The organism is Desulfovibrio sp. 7SRBS1, assembly GCF_049723905.1.
Classification (GTDB): Bacteria; Desulfobacterota; Desulfovibrionia; order Desulfovibrionales; family Desulfovibrionaceae.
The window spans coordinates 1,504,389-1,518,995 of the sequence record NZ_JBJKFD010000001.1 but is presented as its reverse complement, the minus strand read 5'-3'; the positions used below and the strand labels follow the sequence as shown (position 1 = coordinate 1,518,995).

13 protein-coding genes are annotated in these 14,607 nt (G+C 56.7%); 1 reads left to right on the top strand and 12 read right to left on the bottom strand.

Translation table 11 applies throughout. The features are described 5' to 3' along the window. Nucleotides 1–27: 27 nt before the first annotated feature. The 4 genes from ACI0FJ_RS07115 to ACI0FJ_RS07100 all read right to left on the bottom strand — a co-directional run bounded on the left by ACI0FJ_RS07115 (nt 28) and on the right by ACI0FJ_RS07100 (nt 4,793). Complete coding sequence (locus tag ACI0FJ_RS07115; protein ID WP_424301004.1) at nt 28–1,317, bottom strand: TRAP transporter large permease; 1,290 nt, start codon at nt 1,315–1,317, stop codon at nt 28–30. A gap of 1 nt (nt 1,318) precedes the next feature. Beyond that, nucleotides 1,319–1,807: a TRAP transporter small permease gene (locus ACI0FJ_RS07110; RefSeq protein WP_424301001.1), complete on the bottom strand. Its 489-nt coding sequence runs from the start codon at nt 1,805–1,807 to the stop codon at nt 1,319–1,321. Nucleotides 1,808–1,911: 104 nt separating this feature from the next. Continuing rightward, a complete protein-coding gene (locus ACI0FJ_RS07105; RefSeq protein ID WP_424300998.1) occupies nt 1,912–3,006 on the bottom strand; it encodes a DctP family TRAP transporter solute-binding subunit in 1,095 nt (364 codons plus the stop codon). An 863-nt stretch (nt 3,007–3,869) separates the two neighbouring features. Next, nucleotides 3,870–4,793 carry a LysR family transcriptional regulator gene (locus ACI0FJ_RS07100; RefSeq protein WP_424300995.1) on the bottom strand — a complete coding sequence of 308 codons (924 nt, stop codon included), beginning with the start codon at nt 4,791–4,793 and terminating at the stop codon, nt 3,870–3,872. A gap of 152 nt (nt 4,794–4,945) precedes the next feature. Between ACI0FJ_RS07100 and ACI0FJ_RS07095 the strand changes: the two genes are divergently transcribed. Then, a complete protein-coding gene (locus tag ACI0FJ_RS07095) occupies nt 4,946–5,650 on the top strand; it encodes an SDR family NAD(P)-dependent oxidoreductase (RefSeq protein ID WP_424300992.1) in 705 nt (234 codons plus the stop codon). A 247-nt stretch (nt 5,651–5,897) separates the two neighbouring features. Here the strand turns inward: ACI0FJ_RS07095 and ACI0FJ_RS07090 are convergent, their stop codons facing one another. The 8 genes from ACI0FJ_RS07090 to ACI0FJ_RS07055 form a co-directional block, all read right to left on the bottom strand. Next, nucleotides 5,898–6,860, bottom strand: coding sequence for a phosphoglycerate dehydrogenase (locus ACI0FJ_RS07090; RefSeq protein WP_424300989.1), 963 nt, complete (start codon nt 6,858–6,860; stop codon nt 5,898–5,900). A gap of 152 nt (nt 6,861–7,012) precedes the next feature. Further along, entirely contained in the window at nt 7,013–7,900 is an 888-nt protein-coding gene (gene dapA / locus ACI0FJ_RS07085) for a 4-hydroxy-tetrahydrodipicolinate synthase (RefSeq protein ID WP_424300986.1), read from the bottom strand. 17 nt (nt 7,901–7,917) lie between these two features. Further along, nucleotides 7,918–9,063, bottom strand: coding sequence for an iron-containing alcohol dehydrogenase (locus ACI0FJ_RS07080; RefSeq protein WP_424300983.1), 1,146 nt, complete (start codon nt 9,061–9,063; stop codon nt 7,918–7,920). 42 nt (nt 9,064–9,105) lie between these two features. After that, entirely contained in the window at nt 9,106–10,170 is a 1,065-nt protein-coding gene (pdxA, locus tag ACI0FJ_RS07075; RefSeq protein WP_424300980.1) for a 4-hydroxythreonine-4-phosphate dehydrogenase PdxA, read from the bottom strand. Between the two features lie 4 nt (nt 10,171–10,174). Further along, a complete protein-coding gene (locus tag ACI0FJ_RS07070; protein WP_424300977.1) occupies nt 10,175–11,458 on the bottom strand; it encodes a four-carbon acid sugar kinase family protein in 1,284 nt (427 codons plus the stop codon). Between the two features lie 13 nt (nt 11,459–11,471). Next, a complete protein-coding gene (locus ACI0FJ_RS07065; RefSeq protein WP_424300974.1) occupies nt 11,472–12,974 on the bottom strand; it encodes a tripartite tricarboxylate transporter permease in 1,503 nt (500 codons plus the stop codon). Between the two features lie 89 nt (nt 12,975–13,063). Beyond that, a complete protein-coding gene (locus ACI0FJ_RS07060) occupies nt 13,064–14,041 on the bottom strand; it encodes a Bug family tripartite tricarboxylate transporter substrate binding protein (protein WP_424300972.1) in 978 nt (325 codons plus the stop codon). 84 nt (nt 14,042–14,125) lie between these two features. After that, the gene (locus ACI0FJ_RS07055) at nt 14,126–14,572 is read right to left on the bottom strand and encodes a tripartite tricarboxylate transporter TctB family protein (RefSeq protein ID WP_424300969.1); all 447 of its coding nucleotides are present in this window, start codon (nt 14,570–14,572) and stop codon (nt 14,126–14,128) included. Nucleotides 14,573–14,607 lie beyond the last annotated feature (35 nt).

The window sequence follows — 14,607 nt, the reverse complement described above, 5'->3', positions numbered from 1 at the left end:
CAACGAAGGGGCCGGGGAAATTGTTTTTTACGGAGTGTAGAGTCCCGCCCATACGGGGAGATAGAGGGAAAGGACGGGAAGAACCGAGAGGATGATCAGCACCAGGAAGTCCACGGCCACGTAGGGTATGGCTTCCTTGGCTATGGCATCCACTTCGCAGCCTACAAGGTTGGCCGCCGTAAAGAGGTTGACGCCCACGGGGGGAGTGGCCTGTCCGATAGCCAGGGCCGAAATGAAGATGACCCCGTAGAAGAGGGGATCGACATGGAATGCGGACAGCACGGGAATGAGAATGGGCATGAGCAGATAGGAGATGGAAATGGCATCGAGAATCATGCCCAGGGCGAACAGCAGGACGTTCACCAGGATGATCATAACCACGGCGTTGGGCGACACCTTGATGATGAAATTGGCCAGGGTGTCGATGACGCCGGTTACCGAGGCAGCCCAGGTGAAGATGCCGGCAAATGCCACAATGAACATGATGACGGAGCTGGTTACGGCGGAATCCACCAGAATTTCCACAAGGTCGCGCCAGCTGATGGAGCGGTAGATGACCACGGCCACGAACAGGCTGTAGAACACCGCCACGACAGCGGCTTCCGTGGGAGTGAATATTCCGGTGTAGATGCCGCCCAAAATTACCACCGGAGCCATGAGCGCCCAGAAGGACTGCCGCAGGGCCGTAAGCAGCTCGGACATGCAGCCGCGGCAGTTTATTCCGCGGTAGCCGCGGCGGTGGGAAATGAACCAGGCGACGACCATGGTGGCAAGTCCGGTGAGCAGACCGGGAATAATTCCGGCCACGAACAGGGCGGAAACCGAAACCGAGGTGATGTTGCCGTAAATGATGAAGGCTATGGACGGCGGAATGATGATGGACAGGTCCGAGGCGTTGGCAATGGTGGCCCCGGCAAAGGCCTTGTCGTATCCGTTCTTGAGCATGGGAGTCAGCAGAATCATGCCCACGGCGGCGGTTGTGGCCGGGCCGGAGCCGGACATGGCGCCCCAGAACATGCAGGTGAGCACCGCCACAATGGACAATCCGCCGGTGGCGCGGCCGACCAGCAGCTCGAAGAAGCTGGCAATGTGGGCGGCTATGCCCGCGCGCTCCAATATGACCCCGGCCAGCACGAAAAACGGAATGGCCAGCAGGGGAAAGGAGGCAATGCCCGAGGCGAAGTTGACGCCCAGCATTTCCGCGCCGAGGTCGAAGTACATGATGGAGGCCACGGCGGACACGCCCAGAGAAATGCCGATGGGCGATCCGATGAACATGAGCACCAGAAAGAGGACGAGAATAAGCAGGAATTCCATGTTATTTCTCCTCTTCCTTTTCCTTGTCGGTCAGTTTGGCAAGGGCGTCCAGGTAAATGCCGCGGAAGATGAACACGGAAAAAATGGGCAGACCCGTGTAGTATATCCATACCGGAATGTTCAGGGACGCGGACCGTGCCTGGAACAGGGTAATTTCGTCGTAAATGGCCTGTATCATGTACCAGTCGAGTATCAGGAACAGCCCCACGGCCAGCAGGGAGTAGATGATTACAGAGGCTTTCTGCAGAGAACGGGGAAATTTGTTGAAAAAGGTCACCATTCCCAGATGTCCGCTGCGCTCAAACGCAATGCCGATGCCGATGGTGGTGACCCAGACAAACAGGTTGATGGTGATTTCCTCTGTGGCGGCCAGGGAAAAGTGAAAAATGTACCGGCTCAGCACATTCAGAAATGCAATGATGACCATTGTCGCCATGAATATGGCTACGAGCCAATGGTCGAGGCGGAAGCCCCACAACATCTTTTTCATGAGTTTACTCCGACTTCGGATTTCCGGGGGGAAATCCTGCATAACAAAAAACCCCGGGAAAGTGTTTTCCCGGGGCAGAGATAACACAAGACCAAAGGAGTATATCAGCGACCTAGGTCAGCCTTGGCTTTTTCGTATACTTCAGGGCCAATTTCCTTGATCCACTTGTCGTACACAGGACGCGTGGCTTCACTGAAGGCAGCCAGTTCTTCGGGAGTTAGCTCGTGTACTTCCATGCCCTTGGATTCGAGAAAGGCGATGGGGTCGGGTACTTCGATGGAGTAGTTGAACTCGTTTTTCAGAATATTAAGGGACGTCTCGCCGTCCAGCCCGGCCCGGCTCAGAGCCGTTTCAAAGCGTCCGGCTTCCTTGGCGGCGGCCATGATGGCATCCTGAATATCCTTGGGGAAGGCTTTCCATTCCCGCTGGTTCCAATAGATGATGAGCGGATCGACCACGTAGTTCCACAGGGTTGCGTACTTGTGGTACTGGTAAATCTGAATGGGAACCAGAACGCCCATGGGGTTTTCCTGACCATCCACAACACCCTGCTGAAAGCCTGCCACAGCATCGCCCCAGTTCATGTTGACGGGGTCGGCGCCCAACTGGCGGAAGGTATCGATGAACAGGGGGTTGCCCACCACGCGGACGCGCAATCCCTTCATGTCTTCAGGCGTTTTGACCAGAACCTTGGAATTGGTCAGCTGGCGGAAACCGTTTTCCGCCCAGGCCAGAGGCTCCAGGCGCTTGGCTTCCATGGCTTTGAACACGGCTTCTCCGGCCTTGCCGAATTTTACCTTGTCCAGCGCTTCAAAGGTGTTGAGGAAAAAGGGAAGGTGGAAAATGTTGGCTTCGGGGATGACCGGACTGATGTTGATGGTGGAATCCAAAGCACAGTCGATGACACCCTTGGCCACCATTTGTGAGCTTTTCAGCTGGGCCCCCTTGAGCAGGGCGGAGCCGAAGTAGGGCTTGACGATGATCTGCCCGTTGGTCTTTTCCTTTACCAGCTCTGCAAATTTGGTAGCGCCCATGCCCCAATACAGTTTGGGGCCGACCGTTACCTGCATTTTGTATTCTTTCTTGAACTTGGCAGCCTGAGCGGAAACCGCCGACAGCATGAATACGGAAACCAAAAGTACAAACACTATCTGGGTCCAGCGTGTGTTGAACGCGGGCCGTTTTTTAGTATTCAGCATGAACCATTCTCCAACCTCCAGAAATTACCGCTGCATACGAACGGGACCAAGGCACGATAAGGCACTCCGGCCGATACTGCAGCGAGGCTATATGTAACTAAGAGCTTTCCCGGTGATAAACCTCAGGAAATCGGACCTGCGGCTTTACCCGGCAAGGTGCGAGGGAAAACGTACCGACGAGGAGTTGGTGTCAGATAAACGCCGTTTTCCCGACCAAAGTCCTGCTCTTGGATGGCTTTGGGAGGAATCCTGGGACACGTCGAAAAGGCTTTCGTCATCTGCTTTTCGCTATCCCGGATGGTGCTTCTGGAACGGAGTTCCGCACTTCTTCCCGAATTTTGCGGGATATCAGCATAGGTCAAACCGAATGTCTAGTCCTTTCGACATTCGTAATTACCTGAATACCGTGCCTTATTGGTTTCCCCGGGAGCCGGAAGGCGAGGGTATGGAGGCGAATTTCCTACTTTTTTGTAGGTTATGATTGTGTGTAACAATTGTTTACCCCATAAGGCAGTTTTCGTTTGTACCGGGGAGACGAGTCCACGTGACGAGGCACTGAATGTGAGGGGATTGGTCTATGCCGGGATCAACCGGTTTTATACGGGATCTTGTGGGAACGTTGTGGGGGGCCGGTGTTTTGATGTTTCGTCGGGGAGCTTGCAGTAATCTCAGGGAAATGACTTGAAACAAAAGGAAGGGGTCACCCCTGTATATTGTGGGCGGAGAGTTTTAGAAAAAGCGACCGATAATAGACAAAAGACTCACTATACTTCTACTGCATGAAATAGAAATATCGTGGTAATAAAGTGAATTTGATTGTCATAATTCATCGGTACAAGTCAAAATTGTATTAAATTCACCCGTCAGCCAATTTGTGTTTTGCATACGTTCAACATTATTTTGCGAAACCAGCGATGCGCAGGGTCAGCTTGCAACCGCGGATGCCACATCTGGGAGATGGTTATGCCACTGGTTTGCACGGGGAGATCAAAAGCATGATACCTATTGGCTATCTCTTGGTGTCGCACGATTCCGGTAAAAAATGAATATGGGATTAAGGCGATCATCTTGGAATGTAACGCAACCTTTAATGCGGCAGCAAAGGATGGCACAACGGCGGTGATTTCTCGCTGCAGCCCTATTTTTGACAGCGCCTCATCAACAGGACCTCGTGCTTTGCCGTGACGGGAGGTCACTACATGGCCGTAGGCGCAATACTGTTTAGGGGTAACCGTTTGCTTCTGGGCCAGGGAATGATTACAATGAACCACTCCGATAAAGTGATCGCTAAACAATGTTTGCAGGCGGATTTCCGGTCCCATCTCTCCAGCCACCCCGATTTCTAAGTCAACTTCTCCCTCGCGCAGTGGTCGTGTATTTTTTTCGGGCTTGGGCAAAAATATTAACCGTACGCCTGGCGCACTGTGAGCAACCTTAGCAATCAGCTCTGCGGCAAAGAGTTCGATGAACCCGGCATTGCTCCGAATTAAAAAGGTCTTTGTGAGCTTTTTTGCATCAAAGTCCTGCTGCACTGGCTGTAATAACGTATTAACCTCTAGCACTGCGGAGTGGGCACGTTCGCAAATGGACTTTGCATAGGGGGTCAGCACCATTTTTCTTCCCGCTCGAACCAGCAGCGGGTCCTTTGTCGTATTCCGTAACCTTCCTAAAGCGCGACTCATGGCAGAACTGCTTAGCCCCAATTTCCGCGCCGCCCCCGCAACACTTTGCTCGGATAGCAAAGCATCCAAAACAATCAGAAGATTAAAATCAGAATAAGGACTCATATTTGACCTTTCACCTTTTATGAGATGGCGTACCATGCAACTTATTAGTGCAAATGGTGCGTCTTCCGCAGTTTTCCCCATGAGTTTATAGTTTATCCAACAGGATAAATAGATCCCAAACAACCCCAATATATAAAATTTAAGGAGTTTACATGAATAATGCAAAAATAATTCTCATCGTTGGTGCCTCTCGCGGCCTGGGACATGCCATGGCCGTTGAATTTTTAACCCGCGGCTGGAATGTAATTGGCACTGTCCGCGGCCAGGAACATACCCAGTTACATGACCTATCTGAGCAGTACGCCGGGCGCGTTCAGATTGAACAGCTGGACATTTGCGAACAATCCCAGATTATTTCACTCCATGACCGTCTGGCTGGGACACAACTGGATATGTTGTTTGTCAACGCTGGAACTACTAATCGGGATCCGGATCAAACCATCGGAGAAGTGGATACTGACGATTTCGTCAATGTCATGGTAACCAATGCACTGAGCCCCATGCGCGTTGTTGAAAGCTTGGAGGACAATGTAAAAAAACAGGGGCTGATTGGCATTATGTCTTCCGGACAAGGCAGTATCACCGATAACACGAAAGGAATGCGTGAAGTATACCGCGGCAGTAAAGCCGCATTGAACATGTATATGAAATGTTTTGCCGCCCGGCAGGAACAAGCAGGTAAATCACGGGCATTAGCTTTAATTGCACCGGGTTGGATTAAGACCTCATTAGGTGGAAATGATGCCCCATATACTATGGAAGAAACAGTGCCAATGATAGTGCAGGTGCTGCTTGATAAATCGGCCCGGCCTGGTCTTGAGTATCTTGATCGTTTTGGTAAAATAATTCCATGGTGATATTTTTCGGGCTATTTTCTCGTTTAATGTCATAAATAATCCACTGTGACGCGACTTTTATGTGTATCTCTTGGAGATTCATCGATCTTACCAAGTGGCATGTGGCATGTGGCATGTGGCATGCGGCTGGGCGGAGGCGAGTAACGGATGGCAAGGGGAGAGAGAATTTCCAGGCCGGACGCATTGCCGATACGCCCGGCCCGGAGACTGCATCAGGAGAGGTCTCCATCAGCAGGAGTAGGGTCGTTTATTTGTAGATCTCGGGATTGAGCACTCTGGGAGAGGGCTCGCCCGCCAAGACCGCGTCTATGTCCTGCACGTTCATCAGGCCCATGCGTTCCACGGATTCCTTGGTGTCTGCCCCGGAGTGCGGGGTGAAGACCACGCGGGGATGTTTGAAAATGGGATGCGAAATGTCCGGAGGTTCTTGTTCGTAGGCGTCGATGGCCGCGCCCAGCAGTTCTTCCTTGTCCAGGGCCGCCGCCAGGGCGTCCAAGTCCACGATTTCTCCGCGTGCGAAATTGAGCAGGTAGGCCGTGGGCTTCATCAGGGCGATCTGCTCCGCGCCGATAAGCTTGCTGTTGTCCTTGCCGCCAAAGACGTGCAGGGACACGTAGTCCGCTTCCGACAGCAGTTCGTCGAGCGAGCGCAGTTCTATGCCGTGTTTTTCCACGAATTCCATATCCGGCTTCAGGTCCGAGGCCACAACCCGCATGCCCAGGGCCACGGCCTTGGCAGCCAAGCTACGGCCGATGCAGCCCAGGCCCACGATGCCCAGGGTTTTGCCTTCGATTTCCGAGCCCACATGGCGCTGCCAGCCGCCTTCCACCACGACCTTGTGCACCATGGGGATGCGCCGGGCCAGGGAGAGCATGCTGCCAAGCACCAGTTCGGCCACGGCGTTGGCGTTGGTTCCGGGTGCGTTGATGACCGGAATGCCCTTGGCTGTGGCTGCCGGGATGTCGATATTGTCCACGCCCACACCGTGCTTGAGAATGGCCTTCAGACGCGGAGCGTTGTTTATGAGGTTTTTGTCCGCACCGATGAGGCCGACAACCATGATTTCCATGGTGTCGAGGTGCTCGCCGACGCCGCCCTGCGGCTTGTCGGTGTCGGTGCAGCGGATCAGGGTCCAATCGCGTTCTGCAATGGCTTCGGGAACGCGGCCGATGGTTCCGAATGCGGGCGAGGTAGTGACGATGGTCGTCATAAGCGGTCCTCGTGGCGTGTGATACGCCGGTTTACGTGGTTCGTGCCTGCCTGGGCGGAAGAAGCTCCCCTGACCCCGGTGGGTCGTGTGGATGGGGTGCGTAAAGAGGTCAGGGGAGCTGGCTGACTCCGGGCCAGTCGATCAGGCAAAAACTACACTTCGATTTCGAATTTGTTCAGAACAGCCTTGATCTTCTCGTCCAGTTCCGGTGTGGGGATCAGGGCCGGCTGGCGGCTGGCGCCTACACTGCTGTCCAGCAGATAGAGGGCGCGTTTGACCATGGCCGGGGCAAAGCCCAGTCCGTACAGGTCCACACGCAGCTGGGTGAACAGTTCCTGGTGGCGGAGAGAGCCTTCCACATCGCCTTTTTCATAGCTTTTGCAGATAGCGTTCAAGGTGTCGGGCATGACGTTACCCAGGCCCGAGATGCAGCCGCCGGCGCCCTGGCTTAGGGCGTAGTGGATCAGGGAGTCCGGACCGGAAAAAACGTCAAAGTCGTCGCGGCCGCGGGCGATTTCCAGGTAGGCGTCCAGGGATTCCTTGCCTCCGCCGCTGTCCTTGATGCCCAGGATGTTGGGATGATCGGCCAGGCGGGCGCATGTTTCCGGTTCGATGTGGTTCTGGGTGCGGGCCGGGATGTCATACAGATAGATGGGCTTGTCCACGCTGTCCGCAACACGGCTGTAGTGGGCGTAGAGGCCTTCCTGGGTGCAGCCGATGAAGTACGGGGTGATGACCGCTATGCCGTCCACGCCAAGGGTGGCGACTTCCTTGCACAGCATGACGGTTTCGTAGGACGAGGGTGTGCCCGCGTTGACGAAAACCTTGACCTTGCCCGCAACCTCTTCCACTACCTCGGCGCAGATGCGGACCTTTTCCGCAAAAGTCAGGCTGGTGAAGTCGCCGTTGGTTCCGCAGGCCAGAATGTTGTTTCCGGCGGCCACCTGACGGCGAACCTGTTTGCGGACAGCCGCGTAATCAATTGCTTCGTTTTCGTCGAAGCAGGTAACGAGCGCTACAAAGGGAAGCAGTTCTTTCATTGTATGATCCGTTCTTGTTAGAGGATGCTGGTGTAGATGGCGCGGATATCTTCGCGGGTCAGTGTCTTGGGGTTGTTGTCCAGCAGGCGTTTGACCTGCAGGGCGGCCTCAACAATGTCGTCAAGGTCTTCGGCGGGCACGCCGAGTTCGCTCAGGTGGGCCGGGATGCCCAGATCGCGGCTGAGTTCTTCCAGGGCCTGGACAAAGATATCGGCCTTTTGTGCGTCGTTTGTGCCGTCCATGCTCTTGCCGCAAAGGGGGGCGATGGAAGCCAGTTTGGAGATGCAGGCGTCCTTGTTGGCGGCAAAGACCGGTGCCAGAAGCACGGCATTGGAAACACCGTGGGGAATGCGGTAGCGTCCGCCCAGGGGGTAGGACAGGGCGTGCACGCCGTTTGTCCCGGAAGATGCGATGCAGATGCCTGCGTAAAAGGAGGCCAGCAGCATGTCAGCCCTGGCTTCCAGGTCTCCGCCGTTGGTGTAGCTTTTCTTCAGGCTTTTGAAGATCAGGCGGGTGGCTTCCACAGCCAGTACGTCGCTGAGCAGGTTGGCCTTGTTGGAAATGTAGCATTCCAGGGCGTGACACAGGGCGTCCATGCCTGTGGAGGCGGTAATGGCTGCGGGCAGTCCGGTGGTCAGCTCGGGGTCGAGAATGACCCGGTCGGGCATGAAGGCGTCGCAGACGATGCCCACTTTGAGCTGTTGGGAAGGACGGTAGATGATGGCGTTGGGAGTGGCTTCCGAGCCGGTTCCGGCCGTGGTCGGAATCATGACCAGCGGCAGGTCGCGTTTGCGGGGCAGCTTGCCGTCGAACAGGTCCTGCATGGTCGGTCCGCCGTTGAGCATCACACCCACCAGCTTGGCCATGTCCATGACACTGCCGCCGCCCAAGGCCACGATGGCCGAGACGTTGAGCTCGGAGAGCTTGGCCACCACCTCGGTGACCTGGTCTTCGGACGGTTCCGGCGGAATGTCCATGAATTGATGAACCTTGCCGGACACGGCCTGGCATTGGGCCGCGACCTTGTCGACAATGCCGCTTGCGGCCACGCCTTTATCAGTGAGCAGCAGCGTGTCGCCGCCGGGGAGAATGTCGGACAGGCTGCTTATCTTTCCGGGGCCGAATTCGATTCCGGTGGGCAGCAGGCATTTGAAGTGTGTCATAATTATGTATCCTTGTGCCTCCCCCTCGGGGAAGGCGCGGTTTTATTCGGCGCTGCGGCCCGAGGCCAGCATTGCCGCGTATTCGATTGCGTTTTTCATGCTCGTGTGCCCGGCCACGTTTTTGCCCGCGTTTTCAAAGGCGGTGCCGTGGTCCACGGAAGCTCGGATGATGGGCAGCCCCAACGTCACGTTGACGCCGGTCAGCCCGGACCATTTGCCAGTGGCGTCGTCGTACTTGAAGCTCAGGAGCTTCATGGGGATGTGCCCCTGGTCGTGATACATGGCCACAACCAGGTCGTAGCCGCGTCCCAGGGCTTTGCAGAAAATCGTGTCCGGAGGGAACGGGCCGCTGGCGTCGATGCCTTCGCTCCGGGCCTTTTCAACGGCCGGGGCAATGACTTCCTGCTCCTCGGTACCGAACAGGCCGTTTTCCCCGGCGTGGGGGTTGTATCCGGCCACGCCGATGCGTGGAGATTTGATGCCCAGGCTTACGAGCGCCTCGTGGCCGAGGCGGATGACGTCGAGGATGCGTTCCACGGTCAGAGAAGGACCGACTTTTGCCAGAGGCATGTGCGTGGTCACGTGGGCCACGCGCAGGTCGCCGTCGGCCAGCATCATGCAGTAGCGTTTGGAACCGGTCTGGGTTGCGTAAATTTCCGTGTGCCCGTCGTAGTGATGACCGGCCATGTTCATGGCTTCCTTGTTCAGGGGAGCCGTAACCGTGCCGTCGATGACGCCGTCCATGGCCAGCTTGATGGCCGTCTCCACGGAACGGAAGGCGGCGTTGCCGCAACGGGAGTCCAACTTGCCCAGGGCAATGTCGTCCAGGGCGAGATCTCCTTCCAGCCCTTCCAGGGGAAGCACGTCCATGGTGCCGAGTTCGCCCTTTACTCCAAGGAGGCCGTCGGTTGTTTTGCGGACGATCTGGACGTCCATGTCGGCTTTGACGATGTCGTTGATGGCACGGCGCATGACCCCGACGTCGGCCAGAACGACAGGCCGGCAGATTTCGTAGATATGCGGCTCGGACAGGGCTTTGACGATGATCTCCGGACCGATGCCCGCGGGATCGCCCATGGTGATGCCGAGAACGGGGCGTGTATGCATTCTTCTACCCTTCTATTGTTGCGTGGGAGTAAGCAAAACGGGCGGCCAGATCCAACAGCAGGGAGCTGCTGCCGAAGCCTCCTGCCTTGGTTATGAACCAACACTGTCCGTGGTCGGGCACTTGGCACGAGCCGAGCACCACGCCGGGCAGCAGTTCTTCCCACAGTGTCACGGACGTAATGCCCATGGCCTTGGCAATGGCCATGGAGGTGTTGCCGCCTGTGGAAAAAATGATCTCGCACGGACAGTTGCGAAAGATTGTCCTGGCAGCCTGTCCCAGAAGTCCCGCCACCCGCTGGCCGTCGGCTCCCGATTTTTGCAGCGGTTCCGTAAGCGCCTTGGTTTGCAGCAGTAGGTTGGCGTTGTTCGCGGCGCAGGCCTCGCGCAGCAGCCGTGCGTACTCTTTTTGCGGGTCTGCGCAGGCGGCGTCCGGTTCAAGTTCCAGGGGAACGAACCGTCCCTCGGCACAGGCCACGTCGGCCTGATTGCGCGAAACACCGGTGAGGCTGCCCACAATAGCCAGCATGCGGCCATGCGGGGCCTGTCTGTTCTGCATGGCCTCGGGCTGCGTGTTTTGGGCAGAGCTGGCAAATGACTTGGCCAAGGCTCTGGCAAGTCCGGCAGCGCCCACGGGCAATAACTGCGGCATACTGTGCAGAATCTCGCCCAGGCGCTGCAGGTCGGCGGAGTCTTCGGCGTCGGCGATGAGCAGGGCGCATCCCTGGTCCAGTAACCGGTGGACGCGCGCGGCCAGCCCTTCGGCCGGACCGCGCAGATCGTCCAGGGAAAGGGAACCGGCGGACAGGTCGCATTGCCTGCCCAGCAATTGGGAGATGGTTGAAGTGGACAGGGGATGAAACGGATCATGTCCGAAATGCGTGGTGTGCAGGGGGGCTCCATCCAGCAGGATGACTCCGTCCCGGCAGGTCCGCCCAGCCTCGGGCATGGCCGTACAGACCAGGGCTGCCTGGCAGCCCGTGGCCTGCAACGCCGCCATAACTTCGCTTCCTGGATTGCCGCGCATGGTGGAGTCGACTTTTTTGAAAAAACGGTTCACGCCGGACTTCCTGCACCGGGCAATAATGTCCGCAACCTGCGTGGCGGCTTTGTCCGGCTGCAGAAACCTGGATTCAGTGGACAGGGCCACCGCGTCCAGGTCGGCGAGCCTGGTGTCGAGTTCCGTATGGTCCAGCAGCAGCGAGGTCCGGCCTCCCGTCTTGGCGAAAGGGATGGCCGAATCCGCAGCTCCGGTGTGGTCGTCGGCAATTATGGCTATGGTGTTGTTCATGGTGTTGCTGCTTTTAGTTGGCGGAAGTGCCTGTGGGTTGCGCCCCGGCCTTTGCCTTTTCACGCATGGCCCGGATCAGCGGCCAAACCAGGGAAAAGACGGACAAAAGCAGGAAACCGATTGTGATGGGGCTTGCGCAAAAAGCCAGGACGTCGTTGTCCGTGCCCAGCAGGCCCAGGCGCAGGTTGGACTCGGCCAGAGGGCCCAGGATAAGAGCAATGCACAAGGCAGCCTGGGAGAAGTTGAACTTCTGCATGAAATAGCCCAGCACACCGAAGCCCAGCATGGTGTAGAGGTCGAAGGTGTTCATGTTGATGGAGTAGGAGCCGATGAAACAGAACACCACAATGGCTACTGTGAGCAGTTTCTTGGGGATGTTCAGGATCATGGAGAAGTACTTGATCCCGATCATGCCGATGATGAACATGAAAATGTTGGCTACAAACGAGCCCGTGAAGATGCCCACGATGACTTCCGGATGTTCCTGGAAGAGCATGGGGCCGGGGGCCAGACCCTGAATCATCAGTCCGCCCATGAGTACGGCGGTGACCACGTCGCCGGGGATGCCCAACGCCAGCAGGGGAACCAGTGCGCCGCCGCAGACTGCGTTGTTGGCGCTTTCCGTGGCTGCGACGCCTTCCACGAGGCCGGTGCCGAATTTTTCCGGTGTTTTGGATGCGCGCCGGGCTTCATTGTAGCTGATCCACGAGGCAGTGCCGGAACCGGTGCCGGGAATGATGCCCACGAAGGTGCCGATGAGCGACCCGCGAATGAGCGTGGGGATGCAGCTTTTGAATTCTTTTTTGCTGGGCCAGACGCCGGAAATTTTAATCTTCTTGACCTTGTCGTCCAGAATGTTTTCCAGCTGAACAAAGACCTCGGATACGGCGAACAGGCCTATCAGCGCGGGAACAAAGGCAAAGCCCGAGGAAAAGCCGGTGAGCCCGAAGGTGAAGCGCAGGGAGCCGCTGATGGGGTCGGCTCCGAAGCAGGCCAGAAATATGCCCAGCAGGCCGGAAAGGATGCCCTTTATGATGTCGCCGGACAGGCTGGAGATGATGGTCAGGCCGAACAAGGCCATGGAAAAGTATTCCGACGGGCCGAACTTGAGGGCCACTCCGGCCAGTTGTGGAGCCAGGCAGGCCAGGATGACGGTACTTATGATGCCACCGATGAAGGAAGCGATGGTGGCCATGCCCAGCGCCTTGCCCGCTTCGCCCTTTTGGGCCAGGGGGTAGCCGTCCAGAACCGTGGCTGCTGCGGCAGGAGTGCCGGGCGTCTTGACCAGGATGGAAGAGACGCAGCCGCCGTAGATGCCACCGATGAAGATGCCGATGAGCATGTTCAGGCCTTCCACCGGAGGCATTCCAAAAGTGAGTGGGATGAGAAGGGCTACGCCCATTGTAGCGGTAAGCCCGGGCATGGCGCCGATGAGAATGCCCCCCAGCGTACCCACACCTGTGGCCCATAAAGCTTCGGGCTGGAGGACCTGGAGGATTGCTTGCATGTAGTCCATGTGTGTTCCTTAGTTGCCGCGTGCGTCGTTTTAAGTTGTCCCCCCCGGAGGGGTGAGACTCCGGAAGGGGACTATCGGGGGGAATCAGTTTATTTTTTCTGTTCGTTCATGCCGTACATATCGAGAGAGCGAATGACCTTCTCGGCCACTTTCGAGTCTCTTTCCACCAACTGCTTGAAGCCTTCGCCGTTCCGGTAATCGATAAATTCACCAAGGTTTTCCATCTTTTTGAGGAATTCTGGATCGTGAAAGGTCTTGTTCAGCGCGTCTTCCAGCTTGGCCTTGACTTCGGCAGGCAGCCCCTTGGGGGCGATCACGCCTTTCCAGGCAGCCCAGGTGAAGTCCACGCCCAGTTCCTTGGTGGTGGGAACGTCGGGAAAGAGCGCGATACGTTCAGGTTCCATGATCATGAGCAGTTTGATGTTACCGGCCTTTGCCTGGTTGACCAGCTCGGCGGGGTGGGCGGCCACTGCGTTGATATGTCCGCCAACACAGGCGGTGATGGCGGGAGCGCTGCCGTTGAAGGGCATGCACTTCACTTTGATTCCGGCGGCTGCGGCAAAGCCCTCCATGGCGATGCGGGGAGCGCCGCCTGCGCCGGATACGCCTACGGTCAACTTACCGGGGTGGGCCTTGGCCCATTCGATCAAAGCCTTGCCGTCCTGGAAGGGGGCGTCCTTGTTGACGGCTATCAGAATGAGGTTGCGGCCCATCAGTGCGAGGTAGTCGAAGGAGTCCTTGTTGTAGTCGATTCCACCGTAGCAGGGCAGCATGGTCAGCGGGCCTTGCGCGCCCATGCCCAGGGTGTAGCCATCAGGCGTGGAGTGGCTTACGCCGCTGGTGCCGATGGCGCCGCTTCCGCCCGGCTGGTCCACCACAATCATGGGGACGCCGATATACTTGCGAATGACTTTGGCCATGACCCGGGCGGAGAGGTCGGTTCCGCCGCCTGCGGAGTACGGTACTACGATCTGGATGGGATGATCGGGGAAGTCGCCCGCGTTGGCTGTAGCGCCGAACGAAAGTACCAGGCAGAAGCAAAGGACCGATAAGATGAATCGTTTCATTCTGTTCTCCTTCGAGTGTTAAGGAAGTACCCCGGACCGGGGAATGAGCCGCCGGTCCTTGCCAAAACGAATTATGGAAATTTTTTATGGAATGTAGACGTTGAGAATTTGTGTGAACACCAGATAAACGCCTCCGGTTACGATCAAGGGGATGACCAGGAAGTGAAGCGGACGTCGTTCCCCCAGTGTGAGCATTGCCAAAACGAAGAAAATTCCGGTGCTGATCAGGTAGCCGACCTGAACATAAAAGGTGGCATACAGCCCCATGTAGACGAGAAACAGGGCCAGCTTGGCGAGCAGTTTCCAGTTGATGCTGGGTGTTTCACCGTTGACTATCTGTTTGTTCCAGATGGAGCGCACAAGCAGTAGCACGGAAAAGAGGAACATGCCGATGACCGTTATCCATGGGAAAAAGGCCGGGCCCAGTTCGGTACTCAATCCGGTGGTGGGGAGGCTGTATGTGAGAAAGGCGGCCAGGGAACTCAGGGCGAAGACAAACAGTGTCAGCCATAATTCTGTGGAAATTCGCATTATTTCTTCACTTCCTTTGCGCTGTTTCTTTCTGC